Annotated in this window: 15 protein-coding genes; 6 read left to right on the forward strand and 9 right to left on the reverse strand. The window is 64.1% G+C overall.

Features of this window, described 5'->3' with window-relative positions; genetic code table 11:
* Positions 1–685: 685 nt before the first annotated feature.
* Positions 686–1102: a hypothetical protein gene (locus FJV43_RS06660; protein WP_239625569.1), complete on the reverse strand. Its 417-nt coding sequence runs from the start codon at positions 1100–1102 to the stop codon at positions 686–688.
* Positions 1103–1393: 291 nt separating this feature from the next.
* Between FJV43_RS06660 and FJV43_RS06665 the strand changes: the two genes are divergently transcribed.
* The gene (locus FJV43_RS06665; RefSeq protein ID WP_008565736.1) at positions 1394–1645 is read left to right on the forward strand and encodes a DUF2798 domain-containing protein; all 252 of its coding nucleotides are present in this window, start codon (positions 1394–1396) and stop codon (positions 1643–1645) included.
* Between the two features lie 7 nt (positions 1646–1652).
* Here the strand turns inward: FJV43_RS06665 and FJV43_RS06670 are convergent, their stop codons facing one another.
* Positions 1653–3440, reverse strand: a complete 1788-nt coding sequence (locus FJV43_RS06670) for a chloride channel protein (RefSeq protein WP_239625571.1) — start codon at positions 3438–3440, stop codon at positions 1653–1655.
* A 12-nt stretch (positions 3441–3452) separates the two neighbouring features.
* Positions 3453–4106: a class II aldolase/adducin family protein gene (locus FJV43_RS06675; protein WP_239625572.1), complete on the reverse strand. Its 654-nt coding sequence runs from the start codon at positions 4104–4106 to the stop codon at positions 3453–3455.
* A 281-nt stretch (positions 4107–4387) separates the two neighbouring features.
* Between FJV43_RS06675 and FJV43_RS06680 the strand changes: the two genes are divergently transcribed.
* The 5 genes from FJV43_RS06680 (at position 4388) to FJV43_RS06700 (ending at position 8371) form a co-directional block, all read left to right on the forward strand.
* Positions 4388–4594, forward strand: a complete 207-nt coding sequence (locus tag FJV43_RS06680; protein WP_131870947.1) for a hypothetical protein — start codon at positions 4388–4390, stop codon at positions 4592–4594.
* Between the two features lie 110 nt (positions 4595–4704).
* Positions 4705–5271, forward strand: coding sequence for a ferritin-like domain-containing protein (locus tag FJV43_RS06685; RefSeq protein WP_239625574.1), 567 nt, complete (start codon positions 4705–4707; stop codon positions 5269–5271).
* Between the two features lie 165 nt (positions 5272–5436).
* Positions 5437–5820 carry an Hsp20/alpha crystallin family protein gene (locus tag FJV43_RS06690; protein WP_027574581.1) on the forward strand — a complete coding sequence of 128 codons (384 nt, stop codon included), beginning with the start codon at positions 5437–5439 and terminating at the stop codon, positions 5818–5820.
* Positions 5821–5828: 8 nt separating this feature from the next.
* Entirely contained in the window at positions 5829–8210 is a 2382-nt protein-coding gene (lon, locus tag FJV43_RS06695; protein ID WP_239625576.1) for an endopeptidase La, read from the forward strand.
* 5 nt (positions 8211–8215) lie between these two features.
* Entirely contained in the window at positions 8216–8371 is a 156-nt protein-coding gene (locus FJV43_RS06700; protein WP_162832024.1) for a hypothetical protein, read from the forward strand.
* Positions 8372–8441: 70 nt separating this feature from the next.
* Here the strand turns inward: FJV43_RS06700 and FJV43_RS06705 are convergent, their stop codons facing one another.
* The 6 genes from FJV43_RS06705 to FJV43_RS06730 form a co-directional block, all read right to left on the reverse strand.
* Positions 8442–8744 (reverse strand): HU family DNA-binding protein, encoded by a 303-nt coding sequence (locus tag FJV43_RS06705; RefSeq protein ID WP_035705209.1) that lies wholly within the window; start codon positions 8742–8744, stop codon positions 8442–8444.
* 343 nt (positions 8745–9087) lie between these two features.
* Positions 9088–10320 (reverse strand): acetyl-CoA C-acetyltransferase, encoded by a 1233-nt coding sequence (locus FJV43_RS06710; RefSeq protein ID WP_239625577.1) that lies wholly within the window; start codon positions 10318–10320, stop codon positions 9088–9090.
* Positions 10321–10583: 263 nt separating this feature from the next.
* A complete protein-coding gene (locus FJV43_RS06715) occupies positions 10584–12047 on the reverse strand; it encodes a GH1 family beta-glucosidase (protein ID WP_239625579.1) in 1464 nt (487 codons plus the stop codon).
* 171 nt (positions 12048–12218) lie between these two features.
* Positions 12219–13790: a hypothetical protein gene (locus FJV43_RS06720; protein ID WP_239625581.1), complete on the reverse strand. Its 1572-nt coding sequence runs from the start codon at positions 13788–13790 to the stop codon at positions 12219–12221.
* A gap of 271 nt (positions 13791–14061) precedes the next feature.
* Positions 14062–14469 carry a hypothetical protein gene (locus FJV43_RS06725; protein ID WP_239625582.1) on the reverse strand — a complete coding sequence of 136 codons (408 nt, stop codon included), beginning with the start codon at positions 14467–14469 and terminating at the stop codon, positions 14062–14064.
* A 62-nt stretch (positions 14470–14531) separates the two neighbouring features.
* Positions 14532–14699: a hypothetical protein gene (locus tag FJV43_RS06730; protein ID WP_162832023.1), complete on the reverse strand. Its 168-nt coding sequence runs from the start codon at positions 14697–14699 to the stop codon at positions 14532–14534.
* Between the last annotated feature and the right edge of the window lie 212 nt (positions 14700–14911).

Raw genomic sequence — 14911 nt, forward strand, 5'->3', positions numbered from 1 at the left:
GCGCAAAGAGACCGCACAGCAGCATACAGGTGGTGCCAATCACTCGGCCTTCCCTGCGCGATGGTCGGACGGCTTATGCCGTGCTCTCCCGGGAGCCGAGTTCGTTCTGGCCTCCCTCACTCCCGCGGAATTCACCGGCGCCGCGCCGGTTGACGCGACTGCCGCATCCGCAAGAGCTTGACCGTGGCAACGACGGCCAGGACCACACGGTTTTGCCGTACGCACGGCCCGCCATTTCGCCGCAGTTTTCCCAGCCCTGTCGACGGAGCCGGAAACTTACAGGCGAGACGAAGCCTAGCAGCGCCGCTCATCCGCACGCAGCTTGGGGCTCACGGAGAGCAATCCGCCCTGCCCTGACTCTCGTGCACGACGCTGCCGCGTCCACCGCAAGCCCGGCTCGCGACAATGACGACCACATGATCGCCCCTCAAGGATGAGCCGGGATGGGCGACACATACGGCAAATCCGAATTTCGGTAAAGTGGAATATTTTCACGGCGCCGGATTGACAGACGACGACACAGCAAGGTGCCGTAGCCCGGATGAGCGGAGCGACATCCGGGTTTTCACAAGCAGGGTCCCGGGTATCGCTGCGCTCACCCGGGCTACAAGGGTACCGATACATCAAAGAGGGCGGCACGAAGCGCCGCCCTCTTCTGGGCAACTCAATCCGTCAGCTGGCCCGCTCAATACGGCGCGTAACCATAGCCCGGACCGTAATAATTGGGACCGCCGCCGTAGTAACCCGGACCGCCGTAATAGCCCGGGCCGCCATAGTAAGGACGCGGGCCATAATAATAGCGGTTCTCGTAGTACTCGCGGCGGCGGCTCTCGGCGATCGCGCCTCCGATCAGACCTGCCGCCATGCCCATGAAGGCGAGACCTGCGGCGTTCGACCCGCCTCGGTGGTAATGGCGACGCCGGGCCGCGCTGAAATCGGTGACGTCGGACGCGGCCTGGCCGGCGACGGCCGCCTTGGCGGCCGGTGTCCCGGCCGAGGCGGCCGTGGACGGTGATGCGGAGGCCGCAATCAGGGCGAGGCTTGCGAACGCGGCCACGACCGTGTTGCGGCCGGCTGCGCAAATCATCGGTCCAATACTCATTTCGACCTTCCTCTGTTCTCGCCAAAAAGACATAAGCAAACCTCCTATAACGCGCAAACCATTGAAATAGTTTCATGATCGCGGCGATCTGCCACGCTTTGAACGATTGTAAACCGAACGATCAGGTCAAGCTTGAACCATCCAACCTGAGCGGTTAATGAACAGCCGCGCCGCTTCTCGGTCGCCGTAAGCGTTTCACGTGAACCAACGCATCAACCGACGCCGTCGGGATCGATGCCATTTTCAAGGGTTCAACGTGATCGACGCGTCCTTTTCCTCGAAAGAAGTCAGATGATTGCGGTTCGCAAACTGCCGGCGCGCTATGCGCCGATCGTCATGCCATTCGTGCTGTCCATCCTCATGACCGCGGTGGTATCGGTCATATCGACGCTACGAAGCCTCGGCGCAACACCGGCGTTCCTGGCGACCTGGCCAGGCGCCTGGGCGCTGTCCTGGCTCGTCGCGTTTCCGACGCTGCTCATGGTCCTGCCATTGGTCCGCCGGATCGTGGCCTGCCTCGTCGCAGCGCCACCCGGCCGATAGCCGATCCTTACGAGAGCGCCCCAAGCACGCCCCTCGTCGCCTTGTCGATCTCCTCGACATAGCGGCGGCGGGCGAAGCTCTCGGTGAGGAAGCCGACCACCTTGCGGCTGTCGGTGGAATCGACCACCGCCAGCATCTCGGCCTCGGCCTCGTCGAACACCGCCATCGCCGATTTCACGTTCATTTCCGGGATCAGCACGATGTCGATCAGGCGGGCGAGCTCGATCACCTGGATGTCGTCGGCGATGCTGTCGAGATCATTGGAGAACAGGTCGGGCAGCATGACCAGCCCGACATATTCGTCCGCATTGTTGACGATCACGATTCCGGGCCGCGAGCCCAGCGCGAACTCGCGGCGGACCGCGGCGATCGTCGTGGTCGACGGCACCTTGCCGACGTCGGAGCGCATCAGCCGTTCGACCGTGAGGTTGCGCAGCCAGCCGACGTCGTTGGCGCTGCGGATGGTCTCGCCGCGCAGATGCAGCCGCCAGGTCGAGAAGGAGTGCCCGAACATGAAGCGGACGCAGATCGAGGTGACGATGCAGCCGGCGAGCACTACGGCGGTGACGTCGACATTGCGGGTCATCTCGAGCACGAGGAACGACATCGTCAGGGGGCCGCCGACGATGGCGACACCGAGCGTCGCCATGCCCGTCAGCATCGCCACCAGCGGATCGATCGCGAAGTTCGGGCTGATCAGGAGCAGCACCGCGGCAAAGAACTTTCCGATCAGGCTGCCGACGAACAACGAGGCGAAGAACAGGCCGCCACGGAAACCCGAGGCGAGCGAGATCAGGCAGGCCGTCACCTTCAAGGCGATGACCAGCGCGATCAGGCCGATCGTCATCTCGTGAAAGAGATCGAGCACCATGGCACCGTGGCCGGCTGCCAGCACCTGCGGCGTGATGATCGCGAAACCGCCGACGATGAGGCCGCCGATCACCGGACGCAGCCAGACCGGCATCCAGGCGAACAGGCGCTCGAACATCGGCGAGGAGCGCATCACGGCGATGCCGACGCCGCTAGTGATGAGGGCGAGCCCGATCAGTGCCAGGTACTGCTCGACGCCGACGGCGCTGACCTTGGGGATCTCCAGCGAATAGGGTGCACCGCCCAGCCATTGCGCGGTCAGGGCGCCCGCCAGCGAGGCCGCCAGGATCGGCGCGGCGCTGCCGACCGAATAGACGCCGACGATCAGCTCGCAGGCGTAGAAGGCGCCGGTGATCGGCGCGCCGAACGCCGCCGCGATCGCGGCCGCCGCGCCGCAACCGACCATCAGACGCAGATCGTTGCGGCGAAGATTGAAGAACTTGCCGAGCAGCGAAGCGATTCCCGAACCGATCTGGGTATAGCCGGCCTCGAGGCCGACCGAGGCGCCGCAGCCGTTGGAGATCAGCGTCTGGCTCGACACCACCACGCTGTCGCGCATCGACAGATTGCCGCCGCGCAGCGCGTTCGCCTCGATCGGGTCCACCGCGTTCGAGATCTTCATGCGCCGCCGCGACCATTCCATGATGCCGAGCGAGAGCCCTCCGAGAGCAGGTGCGATCAGCGCCGCCCACGGGCTGACGCGCTCGTGAGCCGACAGGTGAACATCAATGGGAATGCCGTAGATCACCACATGCGCGAGCTGGGCAATCTGGGCCATCAACGTCACGACCGAGCCCGCGAGCGTGCCGATCACGAGCGCAAGCGGGATCAGGTAGAACTCGTTGCTGCGCAGCAGGGCGCGCAGCCGAACCATGGTGCGGTTCGTCCCCTTGCGATCGACGAGATGCCTGATCCGCACGAACACCTTCTGCCCGCCCTACCCTTCCGCCAGTCCGTAGCCGGCCATGCGCTGGCGGACCCGCTCGATCTCGTCGCCGGAGAGCAGCGGCGGCCGTCCGATCTGGAGGCAGCCGTGATATTGCCGCGCCAGCGTCTCGACCTCGACGGCGAGCCACATCGCCTTGTCCAGCGTCTTGCCGATCGCGATCATGCCGTGGTGGTCGAGCAGGCAGGCAAGCCGGCCCTCCAGCGCCCGCACCGCATGTTCGGACAACTCCGCCGTTCCGAACGTCGCATAGGGCGCGCAGCGGATGGTGTCGCCGCCGGCCGCCGCGATCATGTAGTGCACGGGCGGGATCTCCATGCCCATGATCGCCAGGATGGTGCAATAGGTCGGATGGGCGTGCACCACGGCATTGACGTCGGGCCGCGACTTCAGGATGTCGCGATGGAAGCGCCATTCGCTGGACGGTTTCTGCTCGGGCGCGTGTGTGCCGTCCATGGCCATGAAGACGATCTGGTCCGGCGACATGGCGTCATAGGGCACGCTGGTCGGCGTGACCAGGAGCCCGTCCACATGCCGGACACTGATATTGCCCGAGGTGCCCTGGTTGATGCCGAGCGCGTTCATGCGCCGGCAGGCGTCGACAATGGCCTGTCTCTTGGCGAGTTCGTCCGCTCTCATCGACATTGCGATTTCCTGACGAAGGGCTTGTTAGACCGGAAGTACGTCAAAGCAATATGGCAGCGCAAGCGAAAGAGTCCCGGATCTTCTCCGTCTCGGCGACGTGGCGAAATGGCGGCGGACTTCTGCCGAAGCCGGTGACTTCACCTCCCGGGGCAGCGAGCCCAAAGGGTGCGCCGGTCCGGCCACCGCTTGCCGATCTGGTCCGACGCCGCAGGCGCATGGAACGAGGTTTCGACAGCCGACTTAGCTCAGCATGACCGCAACGGAGATCGGTGGAGACCATCATGAGTGACAGCGGAGTTGGCATGCTCTTGGGCCACGCCTCGGCTCAGATGCTTTGGCTCTGGTTCATCGGCGCGTTCGTGCTCGGCGGGGCCCTCGTTTACGGGGTGATGAAGGCCGGCCACCTGCGCCGCAGCGAGCGGGCACGCCTCGATCGCGCGACGGAAGAGCGGCAGCGCCAAGAAGACCCGTACAAGCGCCCGACCTGAGCGATCCGCGAACGCGGGTTGCAGTTTGGAACTTTCGTTCTCCGAGGGTTTTGATCGCCCGAGGATCGAGGAAGGCGACGCCTTCCCGTGTCACCTCAAGAGGAGGACGTATGGCTAAACGAGCAAAGAAGCGCGCGACCAGGAAGACAGCGGCGCGGCGACCGCGTCAGGCCCCGAAGATGCTCAGCGACCTGTTTCTGGAGACGCTGAAGGACATCTATTTCGCCGAGAACAAGATCATCAAGACCTTGCCCAAGATGGCGAAGGCAGCGCAGTCGAAAGAGCTGACCGCCGCCTTCAACAAGCACCTGCGCGAGACCCAGGGCCAGGTCAAGCGGCTGGACCAGATCTTCAAGATGCTGGGCAAGCCCGCACGCGGCAAGCCCTGCGAGGCCATCAACGGCATTACCGACGAGGGCGCCGAGATCATGAAGGAGTTCAAGGGCGCGCCGGCGCTCGATGCGGGACTGCTCGCGGCCGCCCAGGCTGTCGAGCATTACGAGATCTCCCGCTACGGCACGCTCCGCACCTGGGCCGAGGAGCTCGGCATGCAGGACGCAGCAAGGCTGCTCCAGGAGACGCTGGACGAGGAAGAGGCGACCGATCACACCCTGACGGAGCTCGCCACCTCCGTGATCAACCTGGAAGCGGAAGAAGAGTACCGCGCCGCGGCCTGACCCGCGCCGGCCAATGACGAAACGCCGCGGCCCGTGCTGCGGCGTTTTCTCGTTCGACGCCTTCTTGTTCGATGGCACGACGGCGCATGGCACACCGGCGCCACCGCACTGGATTTCCCGGGAACCAGCCCCATATGCAGGCTTTCCCACCCCCGAGCCCGCATCATGCAACCCAAAAATCCCCTCGACTGGATGCTGTCCGAAGCCCTGGACTCGCTGACCCGCGCCGACCGGCTGCGCCAGCAGTTCGGCCGCCAGGAAGCCTGCTGGGAGCCGCCGATCGACGTGCTCGAAACCGAGCGCGAGCTCCTGATCCTGGTGGCGCTTCCCGGCGTCAATCCGGACAATGTCGAGACGGTCATCCATGACGGCGTTCTCATCATCTCCGGTCAGCGCACCCTTCCGCCGGAGCTTCGCAACGCCCGCATCCATCGGCTCGAGCTGCCGCAGGGGCGTTTTGAGCGCCGCATTGCATTGCCCCTCGGCCGCTACGCCATCAGCCGCTTCGTGATGGACGGCTGCGTCGCGCTGCGCCTCGCCAAATCCTGAGGTCGATCATGGCCAACGAACAGATGAACAACGAACAGACCAATAACGACGTGAAGATCCCCGAGGACGCGCTGATCATCATCCCCGTGCGCGAGATGGTGCTGTTTCCGGGCGCCATCGCGCCGATCACGATCGGCCGGGCGAAGTCCATCGCCGCCGCGCAGCAGGCGCTGCGCGAGCAGCGCCCGATCGGCATCGTCCTGCAGCGCAGCCCCGAGACCGAGGAGCCCGGGCCGGACGACCTCTACAGGGTCGCCACCATCGCCAACATCGTGCGCTACATCACCGCGCCCGACGGCACCCACCACATCGTCTGCCAGGGCGTGCAGCGCGCGCGCATCCTCGACTTCCTGCCGGGGACGCCGTTCCCGGCTGCGCGCATCCAGCAGATCCCCGAGCCGACCACGACCTCGCCGGAGATCGAGGCGCGGGCTTTGAACCTGCAGCGCCAGGCGATCGAGGCGATCGAGCTGTTGCCGCAGGCGCCGCCCGAGCTGGCGGCGATGTTCCAGGGCACCAGCGCGCCCGGCGCGCTGGCGGATTTGGCAACCTCGTTCATGGACATCAAGCCACAGGACAAGCAGGAGGTGCTGGAGACCATCGACCTCGCTCTCCGCGTGGAGAAGGTGTCGAAGCACCTGGCCGAGCGGCTGGAGGTGCTGCGCATCAGCAAGGAGATCGGCCAGCAGACCAAGGCCTCCTTCGACGAGCGGCAGCGCGAGGCGATCCTGCGCGAGCAGATGGCGACCATCCAGCGCCAGCTCGGCGAAGGCGACGGCAAGGCGGCCGAGGTCACCGAGCTGACGGCGGCGATCGCCAAGGCCAACATGCCCCCGGAGGCGGAGGCGCACGCCAAGAAGGAGCTGCGCCGCTACGAGCGCATGCCGGAAGCCGCCGGCGAAGCCGGCATGGTCCGCACCTATCTCGACTGGCTGATCGAGCTGCCCTGGGCGCTGCCCGAGGAGAAGCCGATCGACATCAAGGAGGCGCGCCGCATCCTGGACGCCGACCATTTCGGCCTGGAGAAGATCAAGAGCCGGATCATCGAATATCTGGCGGTGCGCAAGCTCGCCCCGCAGGGCAAGGCTCCGATCCTGTGCTTCGTCGGCCCGCCCGGCGTCGGCAAGACTTCGCTCGGCCAGTCCATCGCCCGGGCGATGAATCGTCCCTTCGTGCGCGTCAGCCTGGGCGGCGTGCATGACGAGGCCGAGATCCGCGGGCACCGGCGCACCTATATCGGCGCGCTGCCCGGCAACATCATCCAGGCCATCAAGAAGGCAGGCAGCCGGAACTGCGTCATGATGCTGGACGAGATCGACAAGATGGGCCGTGGCGTGCAGGGCGACCCTTCCGCCGCCATGCTGGAGGTGCTCGACCCCGAGCAGAACGGGACGTTCCGGGACAATTACCTGGGCGTGCCCTTCGACCTGTCGCGCGTGGTGTTCATCGCGACCGCCAACATGCTGGACCAGATCCCGGGTCCGCTGCTGGACCGCATGGAGCTGATCAGCCTCGCCGGCTACACCGAGGACGAGAAGCTCGAGATCGCGCAGCGCTATCTGGTGCGGCGGCAGCTCGAGGCCAATGGCCTCTCGGCCGAGCAGGCCGAGATCGAGCCGGAGGCACTGAAGCTGGTGGTCAAGGGCTATACCCGCGAGGCCGGCGTGCGCAACCTCGAGCGCGAGATCGGCAAGCTGTTCCGTCACGCCGCGGTGCAGGTCGCCGAAGGCACGGCCACGAAGGTCGTGATCGCGCCGAAGGACATCGCCACCGTGCTCGGCCAGCCGCGGTTCGAAGGCGAGATCGCCCAGCGCACCAGCGTTCCGGGCGTGGCCACCGGCCTTGCCTGGACGCCGGTCGGCGGCGACATCCTGTTCATCGAGGCATCAAAGGTGCCCGGCAAGGGCGGCATGATCCTGACCGGTCAGCTCGGCGACGTTATGCGCGAGAGCGTGCAGGCTGCGATGACGCTGGTGAAGAGCCGTGCCTCGCAGCTCGGCATCGATCCGCAAGCGTTCGAGAAGAGCGACATCCACGTTCACGTGCCCGCGGGAGCAACCCCGAAGGACGGGCCCAGCGCGGGCGTTGCGATGTTCACGGCGCTGACGTCCCTGCTCACCAACCGCACCGTGCGCAGCGACACCGCCATGACCGGCGAGATCTCGCTGCGCGGCCTGGTGCTGCCGGTCGGCGGCATCAAGGAGAAGGTGGTGGCTGCGGCAGCCGCCGGATTGAAGCGGGTGATGCTGCCGGCGCGCAACAAGCGGGACTATGACGACATCCCGAAGAGCGCGCGGGACAACCTTGAATTCATCTGGCTGGAGCGCGTCGACGAGGCCATCGCCGCGGCGCTCGAGCCGACCGAGGTCAAGGTCGAAGCTGCGGAGTGAATGCGATGAAGAAACTGCTGGAGAAAGCGAAGAGATCGCGCAAGACGCAGCGGCTGCGCCAGTTGCTCGATCGCGCGATCGACCGGGTTCGCGATGCGCTTGCGGCGCCTGAGCCGCGGCTTCAGCCGGTCCCGGTCCGGGTGAAGCGCCGCAAGGGTTGAGCCCTCCGTCTCAAGCCCTCGCGGCTGCCCCAAACAAAAGGCCCCCTCCTTCAAGGGGGTCTTTGCGTTCCTAGGACACGGCGTCCTTGGCGGCCTTGACCGGGCGGGCGCGGACGATCTTCCGGGCCGGCTTGGCCTTGAACATCATCTCTTCACCCGTGAACGGGTTGGTGCCCTTGCGCGCCTTGGTCGCGGGCTTCTTGATGACCACGAACTTGGCGAAGCCCGGCACCAGGAACAGGCCGTTCTTCTTGAGCTCCTTGTGGCCGACGTCGGTCAGCGTCTCCATGACGTTCTTGACGTCGCGCTTGGAAAGCTCTGTGGCGGTCGCAATCTTTTCGATCAACTGCGATTTGGACATTTGGGTTGCCATCGTGTCTCCTCTGATTCGTGACGGCTGCATATTAGACCAACCGGCGAAGGCCTATAGCCTTCTGCACAGTTTTGTCGCGATTTTACGGGCTTTTTTGGCCCTCTGTGGCAAAAAACCCTGCATTTTAGCCACTTCCAGTGCGGAAGGAGCCTTGAGCAGCGGATTTTGCCTTGTTTCAAAGGCCCGCACGACATCTTGCTAGAACTGATTCGCCGCTTTCGACAAGCGAAGACCGGCCTCTTTGTGAAAGGCCGGTCGTGTTTCACCCTGAAAAATAAGGGTCGGATCACATGTCGCCGGTCTTACGCCCCGCAAAAACAGGGAGAAAGTAAGGGGCGATCGGCTAGACGCGCTCGATGATGATGGCGGGCGCCATGCCGCCTGCGGCGCACATGGTGACGAGACCACGCTTGAGATCGCGCCGCTCGAGTTCGTCGAGCACGGTGCCGATCAGGATCGAGCCGGTGGCGCCGATGGGATGGCCGAGGGCGATCGAGCCGCCATTGACGTTGACCTTGGCGCGGTCGAGCTGGAGGTCGCGGATATATTTCTCCGCCACCACCGCAAAGGCCTCGTTGATCTCGAACAGGTCGATGTCGTCGATGGTGAGGCCCGCCTTCGCCAGCACCTTGCGCGTCGCCGGCACCGGCGCGTTCAGCATCAAGGTCGGCGAGTCCCCCATGTTGGCCATCGCGACCACGCGGGCGCGCGGCTTGAGGCCATGCGCCTTGGCGTAGGCGGGCGAAGCCAGAAGGATCGCGGCGGCGCCGTCGACGACGCCGGAGGAATTGCCGGCGTGATGCACGAAGTCGATGTTCAGATCGGGATATTCTTGCAGGATCAGGCCGCGATAGGTCGTGCCCTTGTCATCGAGCGCGTAGTCCGCGATCGCGGGGAATGCTGGCTTCAGGCTGCTCAGGCCTTCCATCGTGGTCTGCGGCCGCGGATACTCCTCGTGGTCGAGCGCGAGGCTGCCGTCTTCGCGGTGGACCGGCACGAGGCTCTTCTTGAAGTGGCCGTTCGCGATCGCATGCGCGGCGCGCTTCTGGCTCTCCAGCCCGAGCGCGTCGACATCCCTTCGCGTGATGCCTTCCATGGTCGCGATCGCATCGGCGCAGACGCCCTGATGCGACTGCGGATGCCGCGCGCGCAGACGGAGATTGCCGCCGTCCATCATCATCGGACCGCCGCCGCGGCGTCCGTCCATCGACATCATTTCGCAGCCGCCGGCGATGACGAGGTCTTCGGCGCCGGCCATGATCGAGCTTGCGGCCATGTTGACGCTGGTGATGCCGGAGCCGCAGAAGCGGTCGAGCGTCACCGCGCTGGCGCGCACGTCGTAGCCGGCATCGAGCGCGGACATGCGGCCGAGATCGCCGCTTTGGGTTGCGACCTGCGCGCTGCAGCCCCAGACGATGTCGTCGACGTCGGCCGTATCGATGCCGGTGCGATCGGCAAGCGCGCGCAGCACGGTTGCGCCCAGTTGCTGCGGATGAATGCCGGAGAGCGCTCCCTTGCCGGCCTTGCCGATGCCTCGTGGGGTCCGGCAGGCATCGATGATGAGTGCGTCGGTCATGGGCGCTGTCCTCTTGTTATGAGTGTTGAGGACAGTTCTGAATAACGGGGAGAGGAGAGTCAATCTGGACGGGCTTCTTCGCCTCTCCCCGCGTGCGGGGAGAGGCCGGATTTTACGCGCAGCGGAAAATCCGGGTGAGGGGGGAGCTTCCGCAAACTCGGTGGCAGACGGACTCGCGGAGAGTCCCCCTCACCCGGAATTTGCTATCGCAAATTCCGGCCTCTCCCCGCAGGCGGGGAGAGGCGAAGAGACCTAGACCGCCGCTACACCCCTGCCGCGTTCTTCGCGATCACGTTGCGATAGAAGCTGGCGCTGAGTTTGGGCGTGCGAACCTGGGTGTCGAAATTGACGTGGTAGAGCCCGAAACGCTTGTTGAGGCCATACACCCACTCGAAATTGTCCATCAGGCTCCAGAGGAAATAACCGCGCACCGGCACGCCCTCGCTGGTGGCGCGCTGGAGCTGGGCGAGATAGTTGCGCAAGTACATGATGCGGTCGGTGTCGTAGATCTTGCCGTCGGGCGTCACCGCGTCGTCGCCGGATGCACCGTTCTCGCTGATATAGATCGCATCCGTCTTCCAGATCTTTGCCGCCAGCTTCGGCACCCAGTAGATCGTCTCGGGCCCGACGCGCAGCCAATCCGAATTCATGTGCGGAAACGATTTCGGGATCGGCAGCGGCATGAAGCCCGCGCCCTGGTCGGAGGCCACGACGTAATTCTGTGGCGCGTAGATGTTGAGGCCGAGGAAGTCGACCGGCGAGGAGATGATCTTGAGCTCCGCATCGGTGAATTTCGGCGCGTTGGGCCCGGCGAATTTCAGGAAGGCGTCCGTATAGCGCCCCGTCATGATGACGTTGAGATAGCCGGCATTCATCTCGCGCAGCGCGATCTCCGCGGCGCGAACGTTCTCCGGCGTGTCGATCGCGGGGGCGCAGGCATCGACGTTCTCGGCCGGTCCCACACGGGTGCCGCGGCGGCCATGGGCGCGCACCGCCTGCACCGCGAGCCCGTGCGCCAGCGCGCTGTTGTGCCTGATCTGGTTGACATCGGCCTGCGGCAGCGTCAGGCCCGGCGCGTCGATCCCGATGCCGTAACCGAAATAGACGAAGCGGCCGCTCTCGTTCAGCGTGAACACGTTCCTGACCCGGTCGGTCAGTCGCTCGGCGACATAGGCCGCGTAATCACCAAAGATCTTGCAGGTATCCGTCGAACGCCAGCCGCCGAAACGGTCCTGGAGCGATTGGGGCAGGTCCCAATGATAGAGCGTCAGCCACGGCTCGATGCCGTTCTTCAGGAGCTCGTCGACGAGACGATTGTAGAAGTCGAGCCCCTTCGGGTTGGGCTTGCCGTCGCCGTCCGGAAATAGCCGCGGCCAGGCCACCGAGAAGCGATAGGCCCTGCAGCCGAGCTCCTTGATGAGCGCGATGTCCTCCTTGTAGCGGTGATAGTGCTCATTGGCGCGGTCGCCCGTGGTGCCGTCCTCGATCTTGCCGGGAATGCGCACGAACTTATCCCAGATCGACGGCCCTCGCCCGTCCTCGTCGACCGCGCCTTCCACCTGGTAGGACGAGGTCGCCGTGCCCCAGACGAAGCCCGACGGAAAGCTGCTTCCACCGCGCAGCGGCCGTGCAGGCTTGGCTTCGGCGGCGTCGAGCGCGCCAGTCATCCCGGCTGCGGACAGCCCCGCGATTTTCGCGAACCGGCGACGCGAGACCATGTTCGACATTGATGCCTCTCCGCTTCCGAACTGTTGCGGGCGCACAATGGCGTGTCCAGGGCGGTTTGAGAAGCGGGCGAACGCGGGATGAGGGTGCAGAATTGCTGACCTGGCAGATTGCCCTCCCCTTTGCCTGGTTGGATCGATCGCAAAGCTGGGAGAAGCGCCCTCGGCCCTCCTTTAAGGTGTACGGCGGATCTTATAGAGAACGAAGCGCCCGGACCTGTCCAACTCCTTCAGCAGCTCTGGCAGCGGGTTCGCGATGGTCGGGCCCACCAGATAAAGATAGTCGAAATCTCGATACCAGGTGCGGACGACGCCGGTGTCATCGGAAGCCGCCGTCTCTCCTGTGGCAATTGCACTCAGGCGGCGTATCGGCACAAGCCCCCCATTCGAGATGACGAGACGCCGGACCTCGGCGCGCGCCTGAATCGGCTGCTTGCCGGTCTCGGTGAATACGTTCGACACGAAAGCATTCGCGTAATGCACCGCGAGCGTCGGCGCATAATACATCGGATATTGGGTGAGGTCCTTGAATGGTGGATCCTCGCTCTCTCCGGTGGTCGCAATCAGTATCTTCGAACCGCGATCGATATGCTGAAAAGACTCGATGACGGCTGAATACTCTGAACGGTAGGACAGCCAGGTCTCGAGCACGACGCCCAGATTGGCGAGCGTTATGCCCCCGACCACGGCGAGCGCAGCCATCGTCCATCGCCGACTGGGCAATGACAGCGAGCAGAAGGCCGGAAGGATCAAGGCGACTGCGGGAAGAACCCGGATATCCGCAAACGCCGTACCAAACAGCGTCGGCGGCATAGCAAGATAGAGGAGCGCGAAGCCGGTTGCGATCCAGATCCCGGCAGGCTTCAGCTTGAGCATGCTGCACCTGGCGGCGACATATAATGCTGCCATGAGCAGGATCGCACTCGCTCCCGAGACAGCCATGCTGTAGCCGTTCATGATGAAGAACGGCCAGAGCAGCTTGTAGTTAAAATACCAAAAGGTACCCTCGCTTCCGACAGAGCCGGCGGTCAGCCGCATGATGACCAACAGGGCTACGACCGGTATCACGAGCGTGACGAACCGCAGTGCGACATCGCGCGCAGGACACTTCCGGTCGAAGGCGCGCCACAACTCATAGAGCCCAAGCGTCGCGCCATAGACTCCCAAGGGAAAGAAATGCGCCGCAAACAGCACCATAACGGAAGCTGCGTTGACAACGAAACGGACAGGCGCTGACTGCTCGGCAACGACCAGATAGGCGGCGATACTGCAGAGACCGATGCCGAGGGCGCCTTCGAAATTGATGAACCCCCAGGAGAACGGAAGGCAGTAGAGGAACATGAGCGCCGCGAAACCGGCGAGGTGAACACGCCGCTTCACAGCCCATTCGAGCGCGAGCGCGCCGCCGACGACCAAGATCTGGCTGAAAAGAAGAAACAGCCGGGCGGCATTCTCGGCGCCGAACAGCCGCGCCATCTGCGGGACCACCAGGTCCATCGCCAGGTTAGGATAGAAAGCCCAGGCCGCCTGGTAGTATGGGTTGGCATTGGCGCTGCCCATTTGGCTCAGAATATACATTCGGGCGAGATGGTTGACGTAGTCCCCCATCGCCGGAACGGGAGCAAGCAGCGTGGGGAGAAGCGAGGCGACGGCGAGCAGGGCGAACACGACGGTCGCGACTGATCGATCGGAGCGAGTGCCACGAGCGATGAGATTTTCTGCGGCCAGGAGAGCAGGTACATTCACGCAAATGCTCCGGGTATTGCAACCCGGCAGGGTTGTTATTTTCTTCTCGAGCCATTTTCGATAGAGCCTTCTAATAATGCGTTAATCGGTTGAGTTACCGAGCACCTTCTACCCGAAGAAGAGCATTGGCCTGTTGGTAAGTTCAACTGGGGGGTCAGGATCGACCACGTTGTGAGGCTGCCGCGGAGCAGAAGTCCTCGGTCGCTCGCCGGGTTTGTCGCCGGCAGGATGTCAGTTCAAGACGATCAGGCGACTGGCGCCGTGGCCGCGATCAGCGCGAGCGCTTCGGCAATTTTCGCAGCTTGTCGGGATTGAACGCCGGCAGTTGCTCGGCTCGTTCGCGTGCAGGCGGCTGCTGTTCCGTCAGGATAAGCGTGCCATGAAGGATCATTCCCGGCACCTGTTGTGCCGTCGCGGTGTAAGTCGCGATCTTGCCGGGGCAGCGTCCCTCGATGTCCAGCGTGAGCTCATCCTCAACGCCAAAGACCGTCGAACGGCCATCGGTATGACGCTTGGTCGATACGGTCGCGGTGAAGCGCTCGCCATCGACCGAGCAGGAGCCGTGATACGTCATCAGGCTGTCACGGCCCCAAATCTGGCCGTCTGCGACATGGACGATCCCGGTACCCTGGTCGAGGGGCGTCCTGTACCACGCCGCGTAGGTGCCGTCCTTCAGCATGGGAGCAGTCTCCCCTGGTATTCCCACGCGGACCATTGGCACGATTTAATGCCAAGAAATCGTTAATGACCGTGCCCGTGCCAATCCGGTCTTTCCTTGCGCAGCTCGGCCTCGAGCTCCTCGATGATGCTGTGAAGGAGATGCGCGGCAAGCGGGTCGGTGACTTCGCGCTCCAAATGCCGATAACGCGCGATCAGGAATTCCTGCTCTCTCAACTGGCGTTCTGTCATCAGACGGGCCCTCCGACAAACCGACGCGCAGAAGACCGAGCAGTTTCATTAAAATTTTCAGATCATTTTCCATGGTTTCTGATCGGTTAAGGGCGACGCAAGCCTGCGGCGCCGGGGCGGCAGCTCAAGTCGCTCATCGTGCGTTCGTGAAACCCGCACGATTGCCCGGAGCAGGATCGGGCAAAACAGAACCGTTCCAGGCAAGACCCGGA

It is taken from the genome of Bradyrhizobium sp. I71, from assembly GCF_022354745.1.
GTDB classification, from domain to species: domain Bacteria; phylum Pseudomonadota; class Alphaproteobacteria; order Rhizobiales; family Xanthobacteraceae; genus Bradyrhizobium; species Bradyrhizobium liaoningense.

Coding starts and splice junctions, on each gene's coding strand:
- FJV43_RS06710 (WP_239625577.1), bottom strand. CDS start 10,320: ATGACCGACGCACTCATCATCGATGCCTGCCGGACCCCACGAGGCATC.
- FJV43_RS06715 (WP_239625579.1), bottom strand. CDS start 12,047: ATGTCGAACATGGTCTCGCGTCGCCGGTTCGCGAAAATCGCGGGGCTG.
- FJV43_RS06725 (WP_239625582.1), bottom strand. CDS start 14,469: ATGCTGAAGGACGGCACCTACGCGGCGTGGTACAGGACGCCCCTCGAC.
- FJV43_RS06660 (WP_239625569.1), bottom strand. CDS start 1,102: ATGAGTATTGGACCGATGATTTGCGCAGCCGGCCGCAACACGGTCGTG.
- FJV43_RS06685 (WP_239625574.1), top strand. CDS start 4,705: ATGGCTAAACGAGCAAAGAAGCGCGCGACCAGGAAGACAGCGGCGCGG.
- FJV43_RS06705 (WP_035705209.1), bottom strand. CDS start 8,744: ATGGCAACCCAAATGTCCAAATCGCAGTTGATCGAAAAGATTGCGACC.
- FJV43_RS06730 (WP_162832023.1), bottom strand. CDS start 14,699: ATGACAGAACGCCAGTTGAGAGAGCAGGAATTCCTGATCGCGCGTTAT.
- FJV43_RS06665 (WP_008565736.1), top strand. CDS start 1,394: ATGATTGCGGTTCGCAAACTGCCGGCGCGCTATGCGCCGATCGTCATG.
- FJV43_RS06675 (WP_239625572.1), bottom strand. CDS start 4,106: ATGTCGATGAGAGCGGACGAACTCGCCAAGAGACAGGCCATTGTCGAC.
- FJV43_RS06680 (WP_131870947.1), top strand. CDS start 4,388: ATGAGTGACAGCGGAGTTGGCATGCTCTTGGGCCACGCCTCGGCTCAG.
- FJV43_RS06690 (WP_027574581.1), top strand. CDS start 5,437: ATGCAACCCAAAAATCCCCTCGACTGGATGCTGTCCGAAGCCCTGGAC.
- lon (WP_239625576.1), top strand. CDS start 5,829: ATGGCCAACGAACAGATGAACAACGAACAGACCAATAACGACGTGAAG.
- FJV43_RS06700 (WP_162832024.1), top strand. CDS start 8,216: ATGAAGAAACTGCTGGAGAAAGCGAAGAGATCGCGCAAGACGCAGCGG.